We start from the raw sequence: 19941 nt of genomic DNA, 5'->3' as shown, positions 1-19941 counted from the left end.
TGCGATCCGGACGGGACTGTGAGCATTTCAACCGACCACCTATTAATAAGGTTTTCAGTTACTTGAATGATTTTTAATCCCTATTTCGCCCCTTAAAATTTATGTAATTTTATAACGTTTTGTAGATAACACAAATTTATAAAATTTTTAGTTATTATGACGAGAAAATTTTAGGAAAAACTTACAATATATCAAACTAAAAAGAAATAAACGAACCGATTTTTAGATTTGAAAAATGTTCTTATGATGTTAATATCTATTTTTTAACGGTGCTTTTTTTCGACAACGACAGTAATGGGAATGTAACGAAAGAAATTATCCAGAATAAGTACACGAATGTCGAAGATTGTTCATTTTTGTACAAAGACTTTAAAGATCTAAATGGATGGTTTTGTAGTGATCGCCAGATGATTTAAATGACAGGTCAGATTGTTAATTCTATCTTTTCTTATAAGAAAAATGATTATAATTATAACTCGTTAACTGATGAGTTTTTTAAATGCAAAACTGTGGTTTGTAAAATATTGCTTTAGAGATCATGTTCAACAAAAATCAGCCGGATCTTACGGCTGCTGCTGTAAAGTAATAGATAAAATATTGAGTTTTCACCTCATACAAACTTGATTCACATTTATTCTACTTCTGTAATTTAGAAACTTGCATGAAGTAGTCTTTCAACTTCTTTTTTGCTATCACTGATATTTCTTCTTTTAATATGATCTAGTGATTTAACTATACCAATAACCTGAATCTCTTTGAACCAGTAAAGAGATATCTTAATTTTCTTTGGTTTGGATATTCCATTGTCAATATGAATGACTAGGTAGTAGGCATAAAGAAATCCGCCGATATTATAATCAACGATATATGAAGCAGGTATTTCCACATAGGGTCGTACATAGCCTTTTTTTAAAAATGAATATTTACTGAAGGAAATACATTCGCCTGCAGATTCATAGATCTGCGAATTGACATTTAAAGCATAAACCGATACTATAATAAAGATGCTTAAAAACATTGCTTTTAAATAAAGAATGGAGGCTAAGCATGCTGCAGTCACTAGTATTAAGCATATTGCAAGAGCTGTACACCTTAGATGCTTCACATTTTTTTTATTTGTAATTTTCATTGCTGCTATCTGGTATTATTTAAAAAGGTCAACAGTTTAGTGTTTTAAACTGATGACCTTTGATATAATAACTTTGTGTTAGATTTAAATCCGCAGCAAAAATAATAGTTACACAATTACGATCCTTAATAAGTATCAATCATTTTCAGGAAAATAGAGAATATTACTTCTGGATTATAAAATCAGGTGAAAGTAAATGGCGGTAAAAGAAAAGAATTAAACATAATTAGTACTGGTTGAATAAATTATTTACATTTTACGAAAGTACTGTAACTGTTTTATTAGCAATGTTTTTAGGTAGTTGAAAAGTTACTTTTAATGAACCGTTTTCAGGAATTTGGCAAAGCATTTCTTATTGCCCTTTTGTGAAAACCTTACTTTTGCATAATTATTATAATCGCTGATGGATTTTAAATCTGATATAGATAAAAAATAAATGTGGTCAAAATATAAGTAATATTATACAGAAACCACATCAAAAGCATCTAGCTGAAAGGCTATTTTTTTCATCATTTGTGTTTTTGCCTTCTCGATTTGAGAGGGCATTTTTAAATAAGATTATTATTTTTTATAATTAAGATTAAGATTACGATTTTTAGATTTCCTATACTGATTATGAAATTCAAAAAATCTAAAAACTGTCTTTTGTGGTATTTAAAAGCAATAATATCTTTTTGAATAAAAATTGTGTTTTGTAATCTCAAATCGGATATTTGCAGCGTATGTTCAGACAAAACAAATATAAGTATACATTAGGAAAAATCTTATGAAAGTACAATTGTTATACATCCTTATATCCTTGTTGATCAGCAGTATTGTTTGTTCTCAAAATCCGGATGCATACAATCGAATCTTTACAAAGACTTATTTAGAAACCTCTCAGAAAGATTTTAAGAAAGCATTAGAAGCTGCCGATTCACTTTATCAGATTTCAGAAACTCCAAAATTTAAGGCCAAAAGCCTGATGTTGTCCGCAACTCTGTTACAGCAATCTGGAGACGTGGAAAAGTCTATTAGGTATGCTTTAAAAGCTGAAGACATTGTCCTTAGCTCAGGGGAGTATCTGTGGCAAGCTAAGATCTATGGATTTCTTTCATCTCAATATAGGAATCTTGGCTTGTTCGTCCAATCAAAAAAATATGTTGAAAAATCAGAAAAAGTCATTCAAAATATTGATAATCAAACAGCTGTTTACAACATGACTGGATTGGTAATGCAGGAAAAGGCGTACTATGCAATTGAGTTTAAAAATTATACTGAGGCAATTGATCTGATAAGAACGTCGCAAAAGTACTTTGATCTGGCTAATAACGAAGAAATCTTTTTTACTGCGACCAATCGTCAATTAGAAGGTCTGTGCTATTTTAAATTAACCAACTATAGAAAAGCTATTGAGCAGTACCAGCAAGCAAAAGAAATTCTTGACAGGATCCCCGATAACTTTTTAAAAGGTTTAGTGTATAATGGAATTGCCCAAGTCTATATTGCAACTCAAGACTTTGAAAAAGCAAAGCAATATCTTGAAATAGCAGAAGGGATTTCTAAAAAATCCAACTATCTACAGTTAAAAAAAGAAATTTATACGACCTCCCAGCAATATTATCTTGCAACAAAAAATATCAAGCAGTTTGAGGAGACTACGCAGAAAAAAGATTCCACGCTTGAACAAATTGAAAGAAAAGCCAGTTCGTTTCTCAATAGAGAATTTTCTGAACTTGAGAAAAAAAATAATGTTGCAGAAAAAAAAGCAGCAGAGAAAACCTATTATTTGGTGGCTGCAGTAATTTTATTTACAATTGTTTTGATCGTCCTGATTGTACGGAAGAAGAAACATAAAGCAAAGCTCAAACTAGCGAATGAGCATCTTCATAATTTGCAACGTAAGCATTCAGAATTAGAAATTCAAAGTAAAAAAATTAAAGAATCAAATCTTACTGAACCACAAAAAACTATTCCAGTCGATTCGGAGCAATCTCCGATGATGACTATTGCCACTGAACAAAAACTCCTTGCAAAACTTGAGAAGTTTGAGAAGTCGACCATGTATACTCGAAATGCTATTTCACTTCCATTTTTAGCATCCTATTGTGAAACAAATACTAAGTATCTCTCTTATGTCATCAATCACTTTAAGCAAAAGGATTTTAATAATTACATTAATGAACTCCGCATTAATTTCATTATTGAAAAATTACAGACTGAACCAAAATATCAAAAATATAAAATTGCCACTTTAGCTGTGGAGGCTGGTTTTTCGTCACAAAGTAAATTTGCAAGTGCATTCAAAAAAGTTGTAGATATTTCACCGTCACAATATCTTTATAACTTAAGAGAAAGTCAATCATAACTTGCTTATTTGTCATTTAAAACAACACAGAGGTTTATAATCCTATCTTTAAAGATTAATGTTTTAAATTGCTGTTCATCAATGTTTTACTGATATACTTTTGAACTCCTTTTCAGGAATATGAACTTCCTTTATCTTGTTATTTTACCCCAACAGGTGTAATATTGCCAGCTTTAAGAGCAAGCACTATTGCAGAAATGGAAAAAGTTACAAGTCATACTTCTTATCTTCTTTACTCACTTTACACCATGTTGTATGTAATTCTAATAGCATGGTTCTACGTGATACATAGAAAGTACATTATAAGGAATTTTTTACAAATATTAGAAAGCAGCTGGATTGCTGAATCTGTAAATAATACGTATTTATCTCTATCTGCCGCCATGGTTTCTGGTATAAAGTCGCCTAGAATGCGGCCCCCTCCGTCATATCCTTAGAACATTTCTTATGGCAAATAATATCCCTTCTTTAAAATAAAATAAACCGCAATGCGGAACAACTAATTGATTACAGATGAAAAAATTTAACAAGTTACTTTTAGTCCTGCTCTTTTCGATAGGATTTATCTCTTCAACTAAGGCTCAAGATCTGGATTCTGATAATGACGGAATTATTGATTGTGTCGAAAAACGAATGCAGGGCGCAACAATGACTACATTATTTAAATTAAACGGAACTGCGGTTAGCGGTGGGAACTCCGGCATTCCTTCGAATACTGTCAGACTGACGGAAAATAGTACAACACAGAGCGGAAGCATGTGGTCGTTGAACAAAATTAATTTTGCGCAGTCATTTACTATCAGATATCAGGCGTATTTAGGATCTGCTGATGGGGCTGATGGTATAGCAACAGTATTTCATAATGATCCAGCAGGCAATGCAGCCGTTGGAGCTTCGGGCTTTGGTATCGGAGCTGCCGGTATTGTAAATGGAATTGCACTTGAATTAGATACTTACTTAAATAATACGTCGTCCGGTGATATCGCAGCTGACCACGGTATGATCTGGGATACTGATGGGGCTGCTCTAAGTGGTGGTGATTCATTTGTCCCGGGAATTGCTTCGCTGACAAATGCGGTTGCAATCGGCGAACTGGAAGATGATGCCTGGCATAATGTCGTTGTAACATGGAACGCGACTACACGTACTTTGTCTTACACTGTCGATGGGATTAATGCAGGAAGTTACACTCATAGCGGAACTCTTGATAACTTTTGCTTAACGTATTTTAATATACCTGTATCTCAAGTTAACAAATTGGTCACCTATGGTTATACGGCATCAACAGGAGGATCTACAAATCTTCAGAGTGTTAGAATCAACGACTTCTGTGCGGATTATCCTCAATTTGTCGATACAGATGGAGATGGAATTGAAGATTATTTAGATCTTGATTCTGATGGAGATGGTTGCCCTGATGCAATTGAAGGAGATAAAAATATTACGCAGAGTATGTTAAATAACAACTGGAGTATTTCTGGTTCAGTAGATTCAAATGGTATTCCTACAGCTGCGACTGGAGGACAGGGAGCTGGAAGTGCTTACAATTCTGCTGTTAACAGCTGCTTAAATACTGGGCTTTGTACAACAGGATGTAATGGAAATGCTTATGTTAATAGTAATGATCCCAATACTCTGGAATATGACAATATGGTGAGTGTATTTCATTCTTCTATGGTTAAGGAATCGGATGGTAAAGTAAAAGTTTGGGGACAAGGAACGTCTTCTACTGTAGTAAGCGGAGCTAATCAACATATTTTAGTCCCGACTGAAATTAACAGTACTACCTATCCGGGACTTACAGGAACCATCTTGAAAATTGCTTCAGGAAGTAATCAGAATGCTCAGCAATTTGCAGTTTTAACAACTACCGGATTGTTTGTCTGGGGTGGTGCAACAGGAACAATGATCAGTACTGAGATTAAAGGTACAATTAGTTTTGGGTCCGTAGCAATAGGAACTTTAGGGACAGCTGGTACGAAGGCGGATGGATTACCTTTAGGTGTTTCTCCTACAGATGTGAAAATGATGTTTGGTACAAAGCATACATTGGCCATTGTAACTTGTTCAGGGGCTGCGTGGATGTTAAGTAACAGTGGCGAGAAAAACGGAGATGGTACAACTGCAACCGATGCCGTCTGGCACAGGGTTAAAATCAATGCTACTACCAATTTAAATAATGTCGTTGCTATGAGAGGAACTGTTAATGCCATGATAGCGTTGACTGCTGATGGAGAATTATATACTTGGGGGACAAGATCTCGTATCGGTGGTGCATCAGATGTTCCTACAAACAGGAGCTATGCTACGTTGATGTCAAAACCGGCGGGTATAACACCTAAGATGATTGGGATGACAGTGGGAACTGAAGCAAACGTTACTTACCAAACTTATTATTTGCTTGCAACAGACGGTAACTTATACAGTATGGGCGAAAATAGTTCAAAACAGTTAGGAATCTTCTCAACAGCGGACAGCAATGTTTGGGTTAGAGTGCAAAAATCGGGCACAGCTGGAGATTTTCTTTCAAATGTAGTATGGATCAGCCCACAGGAGCATGATGGTTTTGGAACCTACGCTGCAATCAATGTTCTTACAGTTGACGGGAAATTATGGGCATGGGGAAATAACGACGGTACAATGTTCGGAGCAACTACAACAACCGCTGATCCAACATTAATGCCTGGAAGTATATCGGGTGCATATAATGCAGCAAAATTAAATAGTACAGATACATTAATTGCTGTTGAAACCGGGGGGCATACCACCTTAATCATCAAGCAGTGTAGTACAAAATTTGGTTATGTAGGCCACCGTATTAATGGAAGTATGGCGAATAACAGTTCAACTTCGGGAACTGAAGCGACCTATAATTTTGGAGATACTTCTCCCTTATCGTTATGTGGAGCCTTGGCAGGACCTGCCGTGACAGATTTAAAAATTTGTTCAGGAACTTTGGCTAATCTGCAAAATGCACAACCATCTTCACTGCCACCAGGGGTGACAACAATTGACTGGTGGACGACGGTTACACGAGATCCAGGAACTCAGGTAACTAATATTGCAGCGGTTCCACCTGGGACGTATTACGCTTTCTATAGCCCTTTAATTGTAAGTTGTCCTACCCCGATGACGGTCTCATATTTTCTTCCAACTGATGCTGGATATAGTAGTTGTGCATGTTACAACCCTGCTTTCACACCGGGAACAGGACCTGAAACAAAAATTGGGATAACACTATTAAAAAGAGCGTCCTCAACTGACAATTGGCCAATGGGAAGAAAATCAGGACATGTAGCATTAGAGTCCAATACGAAGGGGTTTGTTATAACACGAGTATCAACTGCTGGTTTAACAGCCATATCTAGTCCACAGGAGGGGATGATGGTATATGATATTACTGCTAAATGTCTAAAAATTTATAGTGATGGCATTTGGAGTTGCTTTAGTACTCCTGCATGTCCATAACACTCACAGAATTCATTATAATAAAAAGTTAATCTTTCACAAGATTGGTCTCTTATCAATTAAATAAAATTAAAATGAAAAACATATTATCAGTTGCAGCAATCGTAATTTCAGGACACATCAGTTCTCAAGTGATTATGGGCGACGCTATAGGAACAGCACCTGCAGGACAGAAAGTATCTGTTTTGCTTGAATTTGCTACTGGACAAAATAAGGGGATTATCTTACCTTATGTTCGTACAATGCCTACTGGAACTGGATTGGCAGAAGGGACAATCGTCTTGGATGCTACTAACCAAGCTGCGGCTAGAGTAAAATATTACAATGGTGTTACAACCGGAGGAGCTACAGGATGGGTAGATTTGAGTTTCGGTCACGATGCCAATATAAGCAGTTCCATGACATTACAGCCAAATGCTCTAGCAGTTACAGAAGATCCAGCAGCTAAAGTGATCATTGGAGCAGATGTTTCTACTGCCGATGGTGTATTAGTCCTTGAATCATTGACAAAAGCAATGATACTTCCTATAGTTAGTGATACAAATAACATACCTGACCCAGCACCAGGTTTGATGGTTTTTATTAATAAGGCTGGAGCAAAAAGACTGGCTGTCTACAATGGTGGTGGTTGGACATATTGGAAACCATAAACACGATCTGTATTATCGGATAATAGTAGTATAAATGATTGAGATTTCAGCACGAATAATTAGGTTATTCGTGCTTTTTTAAATTCCTGATAGCTTTATAAATCGATAAGATTGAAATTATGCAAAATTAAACTGAAAATGATACTACATCTAAAATTAACTCTTCCTTAGTAAACAACTCAATAACCCTGTGAACCAGCAATTGGAAGAGTTTAACATTTTACTTTTTAAAAATGAAGAATTTATAGTGTATCATTACATAAAGTGAATGTTTTTTAAACGATGACATTATATTTCAGGTCTAAGATAAAATGATCTTTGAGATGTATACTTCTTGATACATTTGTGAAATTTTCTTGACAAGTATTCTTATCAATGATCCGAATTTTAAGTTCACATTCATTTGACTAAACAATAAAAAATCCCTTGGCCTAATTCGACAGACAATGTCGTGTTTTATTTTTTTTAGAATATTTTGCTTTAAAGGTATTTTATAAATCTGATGGAAATTTTCATAGCTGCGTATCAGCAATTTCTTTTCGTTCAAATGCTCATCAACTATTTAATTGCTCAGTTGGCGTTTTTTCCCATTATTCCTCAATCGGTTTGTGGGCATAAAAAGATTGAGATTCAGTTGTTTGTAAGGAAATAAAAATTACAAAGTGACTCCAGCTTATTTTCGTGCCAGTGGAACGACAATGTTAAAATCAGAAAATTGTTCAGAAAACTAAATCATCTAATGTTTCACTTCTCAAAGTTTTGACCGTACTAACTTTCTAACCGTATCGCCAGAGTCGCAACAATTACCTTATGATGGGCTGCACTTTCGTTATTAAGTATTTCTTCATCAATGCACAGACCTAGTTGCCAAACAATAACTTCAATGCACTGTTAGGAACAAATGCAACTTACTTATTACTTTATTCGATTAAAACTGAAAGCTCGTTAAACAAACGGTGGTATTTTGAGATTTTAAAGGATATGAATTTTGAAATCTTATTTTTTAAAATTGTTTTCTCAAAATCTCGTATCATTAAACAAAGTTTCATAAATTTACAAAGTATGAGTTTAATGTAACAAAATATGAAAATAGGATATGCCCGGGTCTCAACCAAAGATCAAAATCTAGATTTGCAAATTGAAGCTTTATAAAAAGCCGGCTGTGAGAAAATTTATCAGGAGAAAATTTCGGGTGCAGCGAAAAATCGCCCTGAGCTGGATAAGATGATCGAACAATTTCGGGAAGGTGATGAACATTATGTTTGGCGGCTTGATCGATTAGGTCGAAGCTTAAAAAACATTATTGACCTTGTCTTAAGTTTGAGTAATAGAGAAATTATAATAAAAGGTCTTGTAGATGCTGTGGATACATCAACTATTAATGGTCGACTATTTCTAAATCTCATGGCCTACTTGGCTGAATATGAAAGAGAGTTGATAAGAGAAAGAACTAATGCAGGTTTACAATCTGCAAGAGCAAGAGGCAGAATCGGAGGCAGACCCAAAGGTTATACGAAAGAAACTATTTCTAAATTGATAATTATGCGTCTTTTTTATAAAGATACTACAAAATCTCCTGAAGAAATTTATAAACCTCTTGGGTTAACAAGAGCAACATTTTATCGATATGCCAAAATTCTTGATAATAATACAGATGAAGAAATAAAAAAAATGGCTGTTAATAAATAATCTCTTTTATGATTTTTAGTTTTTAAATTAATTAAATTATTTTTTCAAGTTTAGAATTGAAACTATTAAATAATGTTTCCAGAACTAAATAAGCCGATTCTTAATAAGAATCGGCTTATTTAGTTTGTATTTATAGTAATCAATACACCAGCGCAATTCCTGCACCCCAACCCATATCACTATCGTAATGGGTACGAATACTCACATTTTTATTGATAATATATTTGATTTCGGTCATATATTCCATATCGGTGTTGACCATAAAACCTCCTCTTAATCTTTTTGTTATAGGAATATCTTCGCGCATTAAGGAAAGGCGAACAATACCATCGTGATAGACTTCTGCTTGAAAATTAACCAACATCGGCATTGTATACATAAAACCTAAGCTTACAGCTCTACGTGTATCTTTTTCATTTTTTTGTCCAAATAAATTGGTTTCGTGTTCATCCATACCCATTTTACGATATCTCCAGTCAAAACCAATGAATGGCATAAACCATTGCATTTTACCAATGTATCGCCCTAAGTGAGTTTCTACTTCATAGCCGTGCATATCGTTATAGCCTAAACGCCATTCTGTACCTAAACTCCATCTTGAGTTCTGAAGCATTGCGTCACCATCATTCCCATTCGTAGCAAAATCATTCTGCGCCATAAAGTGTGGCATATTACTCTCGCGCTGCAACATATTATATGCTTGTTTTTTGTCAGGTAAATTAGGATTTTGATAGTCGTCAACCGCAAAAACTCTGTTCATTCCCGACATCATATGATAAAGGATATGACAGTGGAAAAACCAATCTCCTTCTTCATTCGCTAAAAACTCAATCGTATCAGTTTCCATTGGCATTATATCCAACACATTTTTCAGCGGAGATTTTTCGCCTTTACCGTTAATCACTCTGAAATCGAATCCGTGTAAGTGCATAGGATGTCGCATCATAGAGTTATTATAAATGGTAATACGTAGAATTTCACCCTTTTTGACAGGTATTTTATCAACTTCGGAAAGAATCTTATTATCCATACTCCACACATAGCGGTTCATATTTCCGGTAAGTGTAAATTTTAATTCCTTTACCGGAGCATCTATTGAAAGCGTAGTATCATAAGGTGATTGCAACATTGCATAATTCAGGGTCTTAATATCTCCTAAAGCATTTGCGTTGTAACGATTGGGGTCGCTATCCATATTCATATTGTGTTGGCTATGGTCTTGCTTCTGTTTTGCTTCTCCAGTAATTTCTGGGTACATCACTACATTCATATCCATTTGGTTCAAGCTCATTCTCATTCCCATGTCATCCAGATCACCATTCATCTTCATCATATCGTTCATCATTTTCATCCCTTCAAAATATTTAAGACGAGGGAGCGGAGAAATAAGTTGCTTAATACCGTTTCCTACGAAATAGCTTGCAGACTGTGTTCTGTCTTCAGTGGTAGCTAGAAACTCATAAGCCACACCATCGTCCGGAATCGTAACAACGACATCATAAGTTTCAGAAACTGCAATAATTAACCGATCAACTTCTACAGGCTCTACATCGTTGCCATCATTAGCTACTACGGTAATTTTACCACCTGCATATCGCAACCAAAAATACGATGAAGCACCACCGTTTGACACACGTAAACGCACTTTGTCACCCGCTTTTAGAGTTTTGCCATCAACGGTTTTTAAATCGGTAGCATTATTTCCGTTGATTAAAATTTTGTCATAATAGACATCGCTAACGTCCATTGCCAACATACGTTTCCATTCGTTGGTTACTTTTGTTTTGAAATGACCTTCCTTAATTGCTTCGGCATAAGACTGAGTTGCATTTTTTTTGATAGCTGCCCAATCATTGGCATTATGCAACATTCGATTAATGTTATCCGGATTTAAGTTTGTCCATTCACTTAGAATGATGGGCACGGTTGGTAAATCATCTATTCCTTTTCTAAATGTTTTATCCTGATCACGCTTTTTCATTATAAAACTGCCATACATGCCAATCTGCTCCTGCATACCTGAATGTGAATGATACCAATGCGTTCCGTGTTGAATAATAGGAAAACGATACGTGTAAGTTGTACCTGCCTTAATAGGTTTTTGAGTAAGCCAAGGCACACCATCTTCCTTATTGGGCAAGAACACACCGTGCCAATGCAACGATGTACTTTCTTTCAATTGATTGTGTACTACAATTTCGGCTGTATCGCCTTCTGTGAATGTAAGCGTAGGCATTGGTATTTGCCCATTTACGGCAATCGCTCTTTTTTCTTTGCCTGCATAGTTCACAAGCGTATCTTTTACAAACAGCTCGTAACGAACCACCTTTTGGGCAAAAAGGGATTGCGAACATAACAGTATGAAAACTGTCTGTAACAACCATATAGTAAGATTCTTTGGTATATCCATTTTAATATTTTTTATTAATGAAACTTATTCCTGCTGCTCTAACCAATTGGTTAATACTTTGATCTGCACATCATTCAGTTTTGCATTATTGTGCATTAATGTATATGATGACAAGGGCATTTGTTTAGTTTTTATTTGTTCTTTAATTGAGTTTAATAGTCTTTCCTGCTTCCGATTTGAGTAGGTACCCCACTCGTTGAAATTCAAATCTTCTTTTGCTTTTTTGATGTGATTTTCTGCCAATATTCTTGCAGGTTGTACATAGTCATACCATACATAATTTGTATTGTTGCTATGACAATCGTAACAAGAGGTCTGAAACATAGCTTTTATTTCAACAGGCATTTTATTGAGTTGAGTAAAATCAGCTGGATAAACCTGCCCTTTATCTACATTAGGGGCAGGCTGATAAAATTGAATTGCAATAAAAATAAACAGCATTGTTGCCAGAATTATCTTTAATACTTTCTTCATTTTATAATTCTTTTTTTACAGAACCGCAGGTAAGCATCTGGTTACCGTAGTACGGGTTTTTTATTGCCTTAGCTTCGCTAATCCAAATAGCACCTTTGCCATCATTGTACATTGGGCAGAAGTCCTGATACAGCTTTTGTGTAGTTCCAAACAAGGTAATAAGGTCGGAAATATCTTTACTCAAGGATGCGAAATGTTCTCTTTGGTGGTCTACCTTTCCTGCGTTATCACCAATATGCTCTGCGTTTTCTTTTGCATTTTCTGCAATCTCCATATATTCCTTATGCTTATTTGCAGGTATAGCTTTCATATCTACCTTATTCAAGGTGTTAAACAGCTGTTTGCCTGCACTGGATGCTGCTTTATCATTATCTGCAACAAGCGCATTTTTCAATACCAAATAATCCTTTACTATCGATGCGATAGTGAAGTTTTGTGTTTGCTCCTTTACAGTGGATTTTCCCACTTCTTGAGACAGCGTATCTCTTGAAGCAACAGTTGCTACTGTATCATTTTGTGTTGCTGATGATAAATCTTGAGTTTCAGCTATCGCAGTGCTATCATTAGCTTGCTGGTTGCTGTTTTTATTGGAAGACTGATTGCAGGAAACTGTTACTAATGCTACTGTTGCCAATGTTATGATGGAGAAAAATATATTTTTCATTGTAATGATATTTAAAGTTATTAAAGAATGATTTTTTACTTATTTGTTTCAAATTCTTTCAGCTTTCGCTTCATAAATTCTATTTCTTCTGCTTGGGTTTTGAGTATGTTTTTTTGCAACTGTATCAGTTCGGGGTCGGTAAGGTTTGCTTTTTCAGACATTAATACTGCCGCTGCGTGGTGTGGTATCATACCTTTTACAAATTCCTTATCACCAACAAATAACTGCTCCCGAATACCAAACCACGAAAAGATACCTATTGCAGCAGAAATTATTATAATGCCCCAATTGATTTTCTTATTTTCATACATACCCTTCATTATCCATAATTCTATGATCAACATTGCAGAAACCATCAGCAAGGTCATATACAAATTATTAATGTTGAGGATAAGATTGTTTAAACCATCAATCATAGCATACATTATAAAATACATTGCTGCGAACATTATAACCGCCATAATTGCAAAGCGTTTGTACATTCCTAAAGAATGTTTACTGCTATGTCCTTCATTTTTGGGATTATGTTGCATTTCGTGTTTGCTTTCCATATTTTCCATAGTAAAGGGGTTTTATTTGTTGTCAATTGTCTCCTGCACGCTACCGCAGGTAAGCATTTTAGAACCATAATATGGATTTTTAATCGCTTCTTCTTTGCTTAACCAATTTGCACCTTTACCATTGTTGTACATTGGGCAATGCTGATAATAAACAGGTGTTTCTTGTTTTGACCCTTTGGTTAATTCATAGATATTTTTAGAAAGTAAGGCAAAAGTTTCTCTTTGTTTTGAAACCTCTTTAGCTGTAGCAATTTTTTCTGCATTTGCTGTTAAATCCTTCATTACTTTCATCCAAACGGTATGTTCTTCGGTAGAGAGTTTTGTCATCTCTACAGCTTTTATTGCCTTTACCAATTCAGCAGCTTTTGCAGATGAGATAGCTGCATCAGTTTTTACCAAAGCATCTTTTACTGAGAAATAGTTATCAAAAACATTTTTCAGTTGTGGAGTATTTTGGGCAGTTGCCGTATTTGTGGTAGCCATTTCTTTGGCATTGTGGTTACCGTGATCAGCTTTCATATCCATACCTGCATCTTTGGTTGTAGCAGCTGGTTTTAGTTCTCTGTCATACTGGCAACAGCCAGCTAATTTTGCATATACATCATCTGGGGCTAAAAATCTTTCACTGTCATAACCAGCTAAAGCAATGCGTTTCAATATTTCGTCCTGATTTGTTTTTTTACTATCGTAGTTGAGTGTAGCCATCTTGGTATCTTTATTCCACTCTACTGCGGCTACATTTTTTACATTTCCTGCTTTTTCGATAGTGGTTTTACACATACCACAATTACCATAAATTTTTACGGTTTCTGATTTTGCATTTTTTATTTGAGCAAATGCATTTATTGATGATAGTAATACAGTAATTACTACCAATATTTTTGATATTGATTTCATTTTAAAATTTTTTTAATTATTAAGGAATACAAAAGTTTTACGAAAACTAATATTAGTTTTCGACAAGACATAAGTATGGCTAACAAGCCATCGTTTAACCTATTTTAGGCGGTTGCCAAACGGAAGAAAAGCCTGAAGAATAGTAGGCTTGATTGAAACCGAACTTTTGTTGTTTAATTTCAGCAAATCGGATTTCTGTTTTTAAATCTATCGGCATCGGTAAGCCAAATGATGTTGATGAAGCACTGCATCTACAAGAACTGTGTTTACAATTATCTCCACAGTTGTGACGATCCTTGCATTTTTTACAAGACTTTTTATTACAACTGTCTTTATGTCCGGATTTTTCAGATTTGTCTTTTGAGTAGGATTTTTGCTCCGTCTCAGCTGTTTTTTTTGCGCAAGCATAACTTATACTAGGCATAAGAAAAAATCCCATACATAGTAAAACGATAAAGCTGATATGTTTGCTCAAATTTTTCAACACTACAAAATTATGAAATTATTTCTTTAAATTGATATATTTTACACTTTCGCAAACCGCAATCATAAAACATCAGATAAAATGTCTAGAGGAATTACTTGTATTGTCTTTTCATACTCATTAATAAGACAATCAGAATTGTTATCAGGAGATTAGAAATAGTGGGCAAGTCATTTCATAAGGTAAGTAAATTTTATTCACAGCATACATTTCCTGCTTGGATTGGAGGGCATTTCACAGTTCCATAGCTACAATATACACAACAGTCTCCTTTTAATGGCTTTAATAATGCTTTACAATTTTCACATTCATAAAAGTATTGGCAAGCATCTGTTGGCATTGTTTCCTCTTTTTTGGATCCACAATTTGGGCAAGTTATAGTTGATTGTAATTTAATTTCCATTATGATATAATTTTACTTTTTAGTGATTTATAACCAGTTGAATTGATAGCTTTTTCGATTTCTGTAATACTTGTTTGTTTGTTATCAAACTTTACAATGGCGTTACCTTTCTCATAAGAAACCACAACTTCCACAATTCCTTTTAGTTTACTAACTTCCGTTTTAACGTGATGTTCGCAACCTGAACAGGTCATCCCCTTAATTGTAAACTCAACTTTTTGAATTTTAGAAGTTTGGCTAATAATTGCCTTACTTTCGGTTTTTGGGAAAAAGATGTTGGCATAAAGCGGAAATGATAAAAGTAAAGCCGCTATAACGGTAACAATTCCTAAAAATGATTTTGTTTGCATAAAATTTTGTTTTTCAGTTATTTCACATTTACAGTCAATTTGCTTTTGTGGTTTCAACTTTTGAAACCAAGCAAAACCAAGCACTAAAATTGTCAAGCCAATAAAATATGGTCGGAAAGGTTCGAGCCAAGAAAAAGTTGAAGCAATCCCACTTGTTCCTGCTATTAGAGACAAAACAGGCGTAATGCAACATAATGAAGCTGCAAATGCCGTCAGAAGTCCAGTGCCAATTATTTTGTTGTCCGTTTTCATATAGTTTCTAAAATTTTATTATTATCAAGTATTTCAAAGAATGGGGTCAGCATTTTTTCATACTCTTTTGTTAATGAATAAAAAATAGTTTGTGCTTTTCTTTCCGTTTCAATTAGTTTACGGTCTTTAAGTTTTCGTAAATGCTGAGAAATTGCAGAAATTGTCATACCGAGAATATCGCTTAAATCACAAACGCAAAGTTGTTGTTCTTCATAAATAAGAAACAGGATTTTCAGTCTTACATTGTTTCCCACCAATTCCAGTCCGTTAGACAAATAGTCAAACGAACCGTGGAGTTCCGAAACTCGTTCTTTACAGCGATTGATTTGTTTAATGTCAGCCTGTTGTCTAATGCAAGAATTATTATCCATAGCGCAAATATAGTTAATTTGCTTATTTAAGCAATCGCTAAAATAAAAAAACAATTTAACTTCCATTGACTTTTTCTTTACAGTTTTTATAAGGTTCTTTTATACACTACCCTTTCTATAATTATTTTTCACGCTGTATCCTCATAAAAGGTTATCAAATTTCCAAACAAATCTAATATTGTAAATTCTCTTGTACCATAATGTGTGGTTTCTATTTCCGTTTTTTCATTGTGTCATACTTCTTTTTCTTTTAGTTATTTATACAGTTCGTCAATGCCTTTTACTTCAATCCTGTAACTGTATGCACCTGCCAAAAAATTTCTGCTCTGCTATTAATCAGTTTAGAAATAAAAAAACACTTTTCCATTTCCAACTTTAATTACAGGAAGCCCACAAATGCAGCTTTATACAACCCCTAAATAATATTGCAAAAGTTCGTCCTGATGTCTGCATTCAAAACGAAATCGAGCATTAAAAAACTTAACTGCCTTATCAATTTTCCGTACAGGAAATGAGGGAATGGGTTTAATTAGTTGCATCATTTTGTATTCTTGTTTTAATTATTATACCCTATATTTTTTTGTACATCGGTTGAAATACTATTGCCGTTTCATAACTTCTATCACTTATTTCTAACTGTAATATTTCTTCTTTAACCAAAGACTTACCTTAACTAATAAAATTAAAACAGGCACTTCCACAAGAGGGCCAATGACCCCAACAAATGCTTGTGAAGAATGGATTCCAAAAACAGCTATGGCTACAGCAATAGCTAATTCAAAATTGTTTCCTGTTGCTGTAAAAGCGATAGATGCATTTTTGTCGTAAGGCACTTTCAATGCTTTACTTATGAAAAAGCTGATGAAGAATGTAAGAACAAAATATATAACTAATGGGATGGCAACTTTAACCACGTCCATTGGTAATTCTAAAATTTTGTCTCCTTTCAAACTAAACATTAATACGATTGTAAACAACAAAGCATATAATGTGACAGGCGAAATAGCCGGAATAAATTTTCTATTGAACCAATCTTTTCCTTTCAATTTAATTAGAAAATAACGGCTCAAAAATCCTGCAATAAATGGGATTCCCAAGTAAATGAAAACACTTTCTGCAACATCTTTCATTGGTACAGAAACATTGAAATTTCCTAGACCAAGCTTTTGAGGCAATACATTAATGAAAAGCCAGACATAAAAACTATAAAACACCAATTGGAAAATACTGTTTAATGCGATTAGCAAAGCGGCATACTCCCGATTACCTTTTGCCAAATCGTTCCAGACAATTACCATTGCAATACATCTTGCTAGACCGATCAAAATTAGACCGATCATATAGTCTGGCTCATCTCGCAGAAAAATGATAGCTAATACAAACATTAAGATAGGGCTGATAATCCAATTTAGTAGTAATGATACCGACATTACTTTTTTGTCTTTAAAAGCCATTGGTAATAGAGTGTAATCAACTTTTGCCAAAGGTGGATACATCATTAAGATTAAGCCTAATGCTAAAGGAATATTAGTTGTTCCAATAGATAAAGAGTTTGTGACAGTAGAAATATTAGGAAAGAAATATCCCAAACCAACACCCAGAAGCATTGCTAAAAAAATCCATAGGGTAAGAAAGCGGTCGAGGAATTTTAATTTTGGTTGCATCGTCTAATTATTTAGTTGAGCGTATCGTTCCGCTGTTAGTAGATTTTCAGTTTCTCTAAGGTCTTCAATTTCAATTTTCACCATCCATCCATTATCAAATGGATTAGAATTTACCGTACTTGGCTCTTTTAAAAGTTGCTCATTGGTTTCAATTATTTTTCCCGATAATGGCATAAACAAATCGCTTACGGTTTTAATGGCTTCTACAGAACCAAATACGTCGTCTTGTTTGAAATGATGATTAACATTCGGCAAGTCAACATATACGATTTCTCCTAATTCGTTTTGTGCGTAAGCAGTGATACCGACAGTTGCAATATTGTTCTCAACGAGAACCCAAGTATGTTCTTTAGAAAAATATAAATCTTTTGGAAGTTCCATTTTATTTTGATTTTAAAGATTAATAGCCACGTCTTAGATTTTGTGCGTACTCGTTTGGAAGAGGGCTGTCTTCCACTGCCTTTGCAGCCTTTTCAAAGTCATAGTCGAAGCGGATAAATTCTACACTGATACTTTCTTTGTTCAAAACAGAACTGTTCTCATTAACCGTCAGCATCACATAACCGCCTCTTATATCGTTGTCTTTTGGCTTCCCAACAGAACCTATATTTACTGCGTGACGGAAATGGTCTTGTCCATCAATACCCGAATTTAAAACTCTATGATATGGCTTGTGTGTATGTCCGAAACACATAATATCGGCATCAGCTTGTTCCATAATACGAAGCATACTTTTTTCTTCACGGTCTTCAAAAAGATATTCGTTTATTTTTCTCGGACTTCCGTGTACTAAAAGCAGGTTTAGTTTGTCTTCGTTCAGTTGAAATTCTACTTTTATATGTGCTGGAAGTGTGCGCAAGTATGCACGCTCATCATCTTTCATCAATGAATTGGTAAAAGAAATAGAAATGTTTCCGTTGTCCTTCTCAGCGTCCGTTTTGTAGGCGCAACCGCATTCGTTGCTCATTCTTCCAATGCCAAAATCGTAGTTGCCTGCAATAGTTGGTATTTTTCTTTTACGGATTTCATTGACCACTTCGTTTGGCCAGATATTATAACCGACTAGATCTCCCAAACAATAAATGCTGTCGGGATTTCTTTTCTCAACATCTGCAAAGAATGCTTCTAATGCAGGGAGATTAGCGTGAATGTCGCTGAACAATGCAATTTTCATTTTTATTGATTTTTAATATTGATACTATTTTTAGCAACATCTCCCACCTGGTGTGCAAGAATTGCCATTATTTACATTAAGTTCCGATAAGTTTTTCTTTTCTTTTTCTGTTGGAATCCCACAAGCGTCCTGTGCTAAACAAGCTGTAGTTTTACTTTTTAGAATAAATGTTTTTCCATTGAATTCTAAATCATATTTACCAATAGTATCACTTTGATATTCAACTTCAATATCAAAATCCTCTATTCCCAATTTATCCTCAGAGAGTTTTATAATGTTGAGTAACTTGTTAGGTTTCAGACGGTGTTCAAAATCGTCTGCATTCCAAAGCTGAAAATTCACAACTTTCTCTGAACGGATGACACCACCACAATCAATGAAGTTTTTATTAATCATTCCTACTTCTGTAACGTGAAAATGTTCCGGAACAAAAGCTCCATTTTCTAATTGAAATTCAACATTTTGTAATGTTGGTAAAATTTGTTTGACTTCTGATAATTTCATAATTGAATCTTTATAGGTTAAATGCAATATTGCGATATTTTAAGGTAAAAAAATGCTAACAGCATTTTGATTTGGTAACAGTTTGTACTATTGTGGAAAAATAAGTGTTTAGAATTTCGATAGTTTTTTCGTCTATACAATAGCAGATAGCGTTTCCGGCAATATTACCTTTTATAATTCCTGCGTTTTTCAATTCTTTCAAATGTTGAGAAACGGTTGGTTGGGCTAAAGGTAATTCGTTCACGATATCTCCACAGATGCACTCATTGACTTTCATTAAATACTCAATAATTGCTATTCGTGCGGGATGTCCTAATGCTTTTGCGATTGTTGCAATTTGATTTTGCTTATCTGTAAAATGTTCAGTTTTGGTTGCTCCCACTATATTTATTTTATATCGCAATATTACGATTAATATTTAAATTAGAAAATTTTTTTTTTAAATTGAACA

19 protein-coding genes are annotated in these 19941 nt (G+C 34.5%); 4 read left to right on the top strand and 15 right to left on the bottom strand.

Features of this window, described 5'->3' with window-relative positions; all coding sequences use genetic code 11:
- Positions 1 to 649: 649 nt before the first annotated feature.
- On the bottom strand, positions 650 to 1129 hold the full coding sequence (locus tag NG809_RS18320) for a hypothetical protein (protein WP_262152779.1): 480 nt from the start codon (positions 1127 to 1129) through the stop codon (positions 650 to 652).
- Between the two features lie 766 nt (positions 1130 to 1895).
- Between NG809_RS18320 and NG809_RS18315 the strand changes: the two genes are divergently transcribed.
- The 4 genes from NG809_RS18315 (at position 1896) to NG809_RS18300 (ending at position 9283) form a co-directional block, all read left to right on the top strand.
- A complete protein-coding gene (locus NG809_RS18315) occupies positions 1896 to 3476 on the top strand; it encodes an AraC family transcriptional regulator (protein WP_262152778.1) in 1581 nt (526 codons plus the stop codon).
- 513 nt (positions 3477 to 3989) lie between these two features.
- A complete protein-coding gene (locus tag NG809_RS18310; RefSeq protein ID WP_262152776.1) occupies positions 3990 to 6944 on the top strand; it encodes a lectin-like domain-containing protein in 2955 nt (984 codons plus the stop codon).
- Between the two features lie 74 nt (positions 6945 to 7018).
- Positions 7019 to 7594 (top strand): hypothetical protein, encoded by a 576-nt coding sequence (locus NG809_RS18305; protein ID WP_262152775.1) that lies wholly within the window; start codon positions 7019 to 7021, stop codon positions 7592 to 7594.
- Positions 7595 to 8764: 1170 nt separating this feature from the next.
- The gene (locus NG809_RS18300; protein ID WP_262152789.1) at positions 8765 to 9283 is read left to right on the top strand and encodes a recombinase family protein; all 519 of its coding nucleotides are present in this window, start codon (positions 8765 to 8767) and stop codon (positions 9281 to 9283) included.
- 139 nt (positions 9284 to 9422) lie between these two features.
- Here NG809_RS18300 and NG809_RS18295 read toward each other — a convergent pair whose 3' ends face one another.
- The 14 genes from NG809_RS18295 to NG809_RS18230 form a co-directional block, all read right to left on the bottom strand.
- Positions 9423 to 11693, bottom strand: a complete 2271-nt coding sequence (locus NG809_RS18295; protein ID WP_262152774.1) for a multicopper oxidase family protein — start codon at positions 11691 to 11693, stop codon at positions 9423 to 9425.
- Positions 11694 to 11717: 24 nt separating this feature from the next.
- A complete protein-coding gene (locus NG809_RS18290; protein WP_262152773.1) occupies positions 11718 to 12167 on the bottom strand; it encodes a heme-binding domain-containing protein in 450 nt (149 codons plus the stop codon).
- Between the two features lies 1 nt (position 12168).
- The gene (locus NG809_RS18285; protein ID WP_262152772.1) at positions 12169 to 12831 is read right to left on the bottom strand and encodes a DUF3347 domain-containing protein; all 663 of its coding nucleotides are present in this window, start codon (positions 12829 to 12831) and stop codon (positions 12169 to 12171) included.
- A gap of 35 nt (positions 12832 to 12866) precedes the next feature.
- On the bottom strand, positions 12867 to 13391 hold the full coding sequence (locus tag NG809_RS18280) for a DUF305 domain-containing protein (protein ID WP_262152771.1): 525 nt from the start codon (positions 13389 to 13391) through the stop codon (positions 12867 to 12869).
- 12 nt (positions 13392 to 13403) lie between these two features.
- Positions 13404 to 14288, bottom strand: coding sequence for a DUF3347 domain-containing protein (locus NG809_RS18275; RefSeq protein WP_262152770.1), 885 nt, complete (start codon positions 14286 to 14288; stop codon positions 13404 to 13406).
- 94 nt (positions 14289 to 14382) lie between these two features.
- Positions 14383 to 14763, bottom strand: a complete 381-nt coding sequence (locus NG809_RS18270) for a hypothetical protein (protein WP_262152769.1) — start codon at positions 14761 to 14763, stop codon at positions 14383 to 14385.
- A gap of 202 nt (positions 14764 to 14965) precedes the next feature.
- Positions 14966 to 15175: a GDCCVxC domain-containing (seleno)protein gene (locus tag NG809_RS18265; protein ID WP_262152768.1), complete on the bottom strand. Its 210-nt coding sequence runs from the start codon at positions 15173 to 15175 to the stop codon at positions 14966 to 14968.
- On the bottom strand, positions 15175 to 15777 hold the full coding sequence (gene merTP, locus NG809_RS18260) for a mercuric transport protein MerTP (RefSeq protein ID WP_262152767.1): 603 nt from the start codon (positions 15775 to 15777) through the stop codon (positions 15175 to 15177). The genes NG809_RS18265 and merTP overlap by 1 nt, the downstream gene beginning before the upstream one ends.
- Positions 15774 to 16148 carry an ArsR/SmtB family transcription factor gene (locus NG809_RS18255; RefSeq protein WP_262152788.1) on the bottom strand — a complete coding sequence of 125 codons (375 nt, stop codon included), beginning with the start codon at positions 16146 to 16148 and terminating at the stop codon, positions 15774 to 15776. Before NG809_RS18255 ends, merTP begins: the two co-directional genes overlap by 4 nt.
- Before the next feature lie 632 nt (positions 16149 to 16780).
- Complete coding sequence (gene arsB / locus NG809_RS18250; RefSeq protein ID WP_262152766.1) at positions 16781 to 17812, bottom strand: ACR3 family arsenite efflux transporter; 1032 nt, start codon at positions 17810 to 17812, stop codon at positions 16781 to 16783.
- 3 nt (positions 17813 to 17815) lie between these two features.
- On the bottom strand, positions 17816 to 18193 hold the full coding sequence (gene gcvH / locus NG809_RS18245) for a glycine cleavage system protein GcvH (protein ID WP_262152765.1): 378 nt from the start codon (positions 18191 to 18193) through the stop codon (positions 17816 to 17818).
- Between the two features lie 19 nt (positions 18194 to 18212).
- A complete protein-coding gene (locus NG809_RS18240) occupies positions 18213 to 18986 on the bottom strand; it encodes a metallophosphoesterase family protein (protein ID WP_262152764.1) in 774 nt (257 codons plus the stop codon).
- Between the two features lie 30 nt (positions 18987 to 19016).
- Positions 19017 to 19490, bottom strand: coding sequence for a DUF6428 family protein (locus tag NG809_RS18235; protein ID WP_262152763.1), 474 nt, complete (start codon positions 19488 to 19490; stop codon positions 19017 to 19019).
- 55 nt (positions 19491 to 19545) lie between these two features.
- Positions 19546 to 19872: an ArsR/SmtB family transcription factor gene (locus NG809_RS18230; RefSeq protein ID WP_262152762.1), complete on the bottom strand. Its 327-nt coding sequence runs from the start codon at positions 19870 to 19872 to the stop codon at positions 19546 to 19548.
- Positions 19873 to 19941 lie beyond the last annotated feature (69 nt).

The sequence above is a fragment of the Chryseobacterium foetidum genome (assembly GCF_025457425.1).
GTDB classification, from domain to species: domain Bacteria; phylum Bacteroidota; class Bacteroidia; order Flavobacteriales; family Weeksellaceae; genus Chryseobacterium; species Chryseobacterium foetidum.
Note: the sequence above shows the minus strand (reverse complement) of the source record. Positions and strands in the feature narration are given on the sequence as shown.

Bases quoted from the DNA above. Each gene is read 5' to 3' on its own strand.
- NG809_RS18320 (WP_262152779.1), bottom strand. From the start codon at position 1,129: ATGAAAATTACAAATAAAAAAAATGTGAAGCATCTAAGGTGTACAGCT.
- NG809_RS18315 (WP_262152778.1), top strand. From the start codon at position 1,896: ATGAAAGTACAATTGTTATACATCCTTATATCCTTGTTGATCAGCAGT.
- NG809_RS18310 (WP_262152776.1), top strand. From the start codon at position 3,990: ATGAAAAAATTTAACAAGTTACTTTTAGTCCTGCTCTTTTCGATAGGA.
- NG809_RS18305 (WP_262152775.1), top strand. From the start codon at position 7,019: ATGAAAAACATATTATCAGTTGCAGCAATCGTAATTTCAGGACACATC.
- NG809_RS18295 (WP_262152774.1), bottom strand. From the start codon at position 11,693: ATGGATATACCAAAGAATCTTACTATATGGTTGTTACAGACAGTTTTC.
- NG809_RS18290 (WP_262152773.1), bottom strand. From the start codon at position 12,167: ATGAAGAAAGTATTAAAGATAATTCTGGCAACAATGCTGTTTATTTTT.
- NG809_RS18285 (WP_262152772.1), bottom strand. From the start codon at position 12,831: ATGAAAAATATATTTTTCTCCATCATAACATTGGCAACAGTAGCATTA.
- NG809_RS18280 (WP_262152771.1), bottom strand. From the start codon at position 13,391: ATGGAAAATATGGAAAGCAAACACGAAATGCAACATAATCCCAAAAAT.
- NG809_RS18275 (WP_262152770.1), bottom strand. From the start codon at position 14,288: ATGAAATCAATATCAAAAATATTGGTAGTAATTACTGTATTACTATCA.
- NG809_RS18265 (WP_262152768.1), bottom strand. From the start codon at position 15,175: ATGGAAATTAAATTACAATCAACTATAACTTGCCCAAATTGTGGATCC.
- merTP (WP_262152767.1), bottom strand. From the start codon at position 15,777: ATGAAAACGGACAACAAAATAATTGGCACTGGACTTCTGACGGCATTT.
- NG809_RS18255 (WP_262152788.1), bottom strand. From the start codon at position 16,148: ATGGATAATAATTCTTGCATTAGACAACAGGCTGACATTAAACAAATC.
- arsB (WP_262152766.1), bottom strand. From the start codon at position 17,812: ATGCAACCAAAATTAAAATTCCTCGACCGCTTTCTTACCCTATGGATT.
- gcvH (WP_262152765.1), bottom strand. From the start codon at position 18,193: ATGGAACTTCCAAAAGATTTATATTTTTCTAAAGAACATACTTGGGTT.
- NG809_RS18240 (WP_262152764.1), bottom strand. From the start codon at position 18,986: ATGAAAATTGCATTGTTCAGCGACATTCACGCTAATCTCCCTGCATTA.
- NG809_RS18235 (WP_262152763.1), bottom strand. From the start codon at position 19,490: ATGAAATTATCAGAAGTCAAACAAATTTTACCAACATTACAAAATGTT.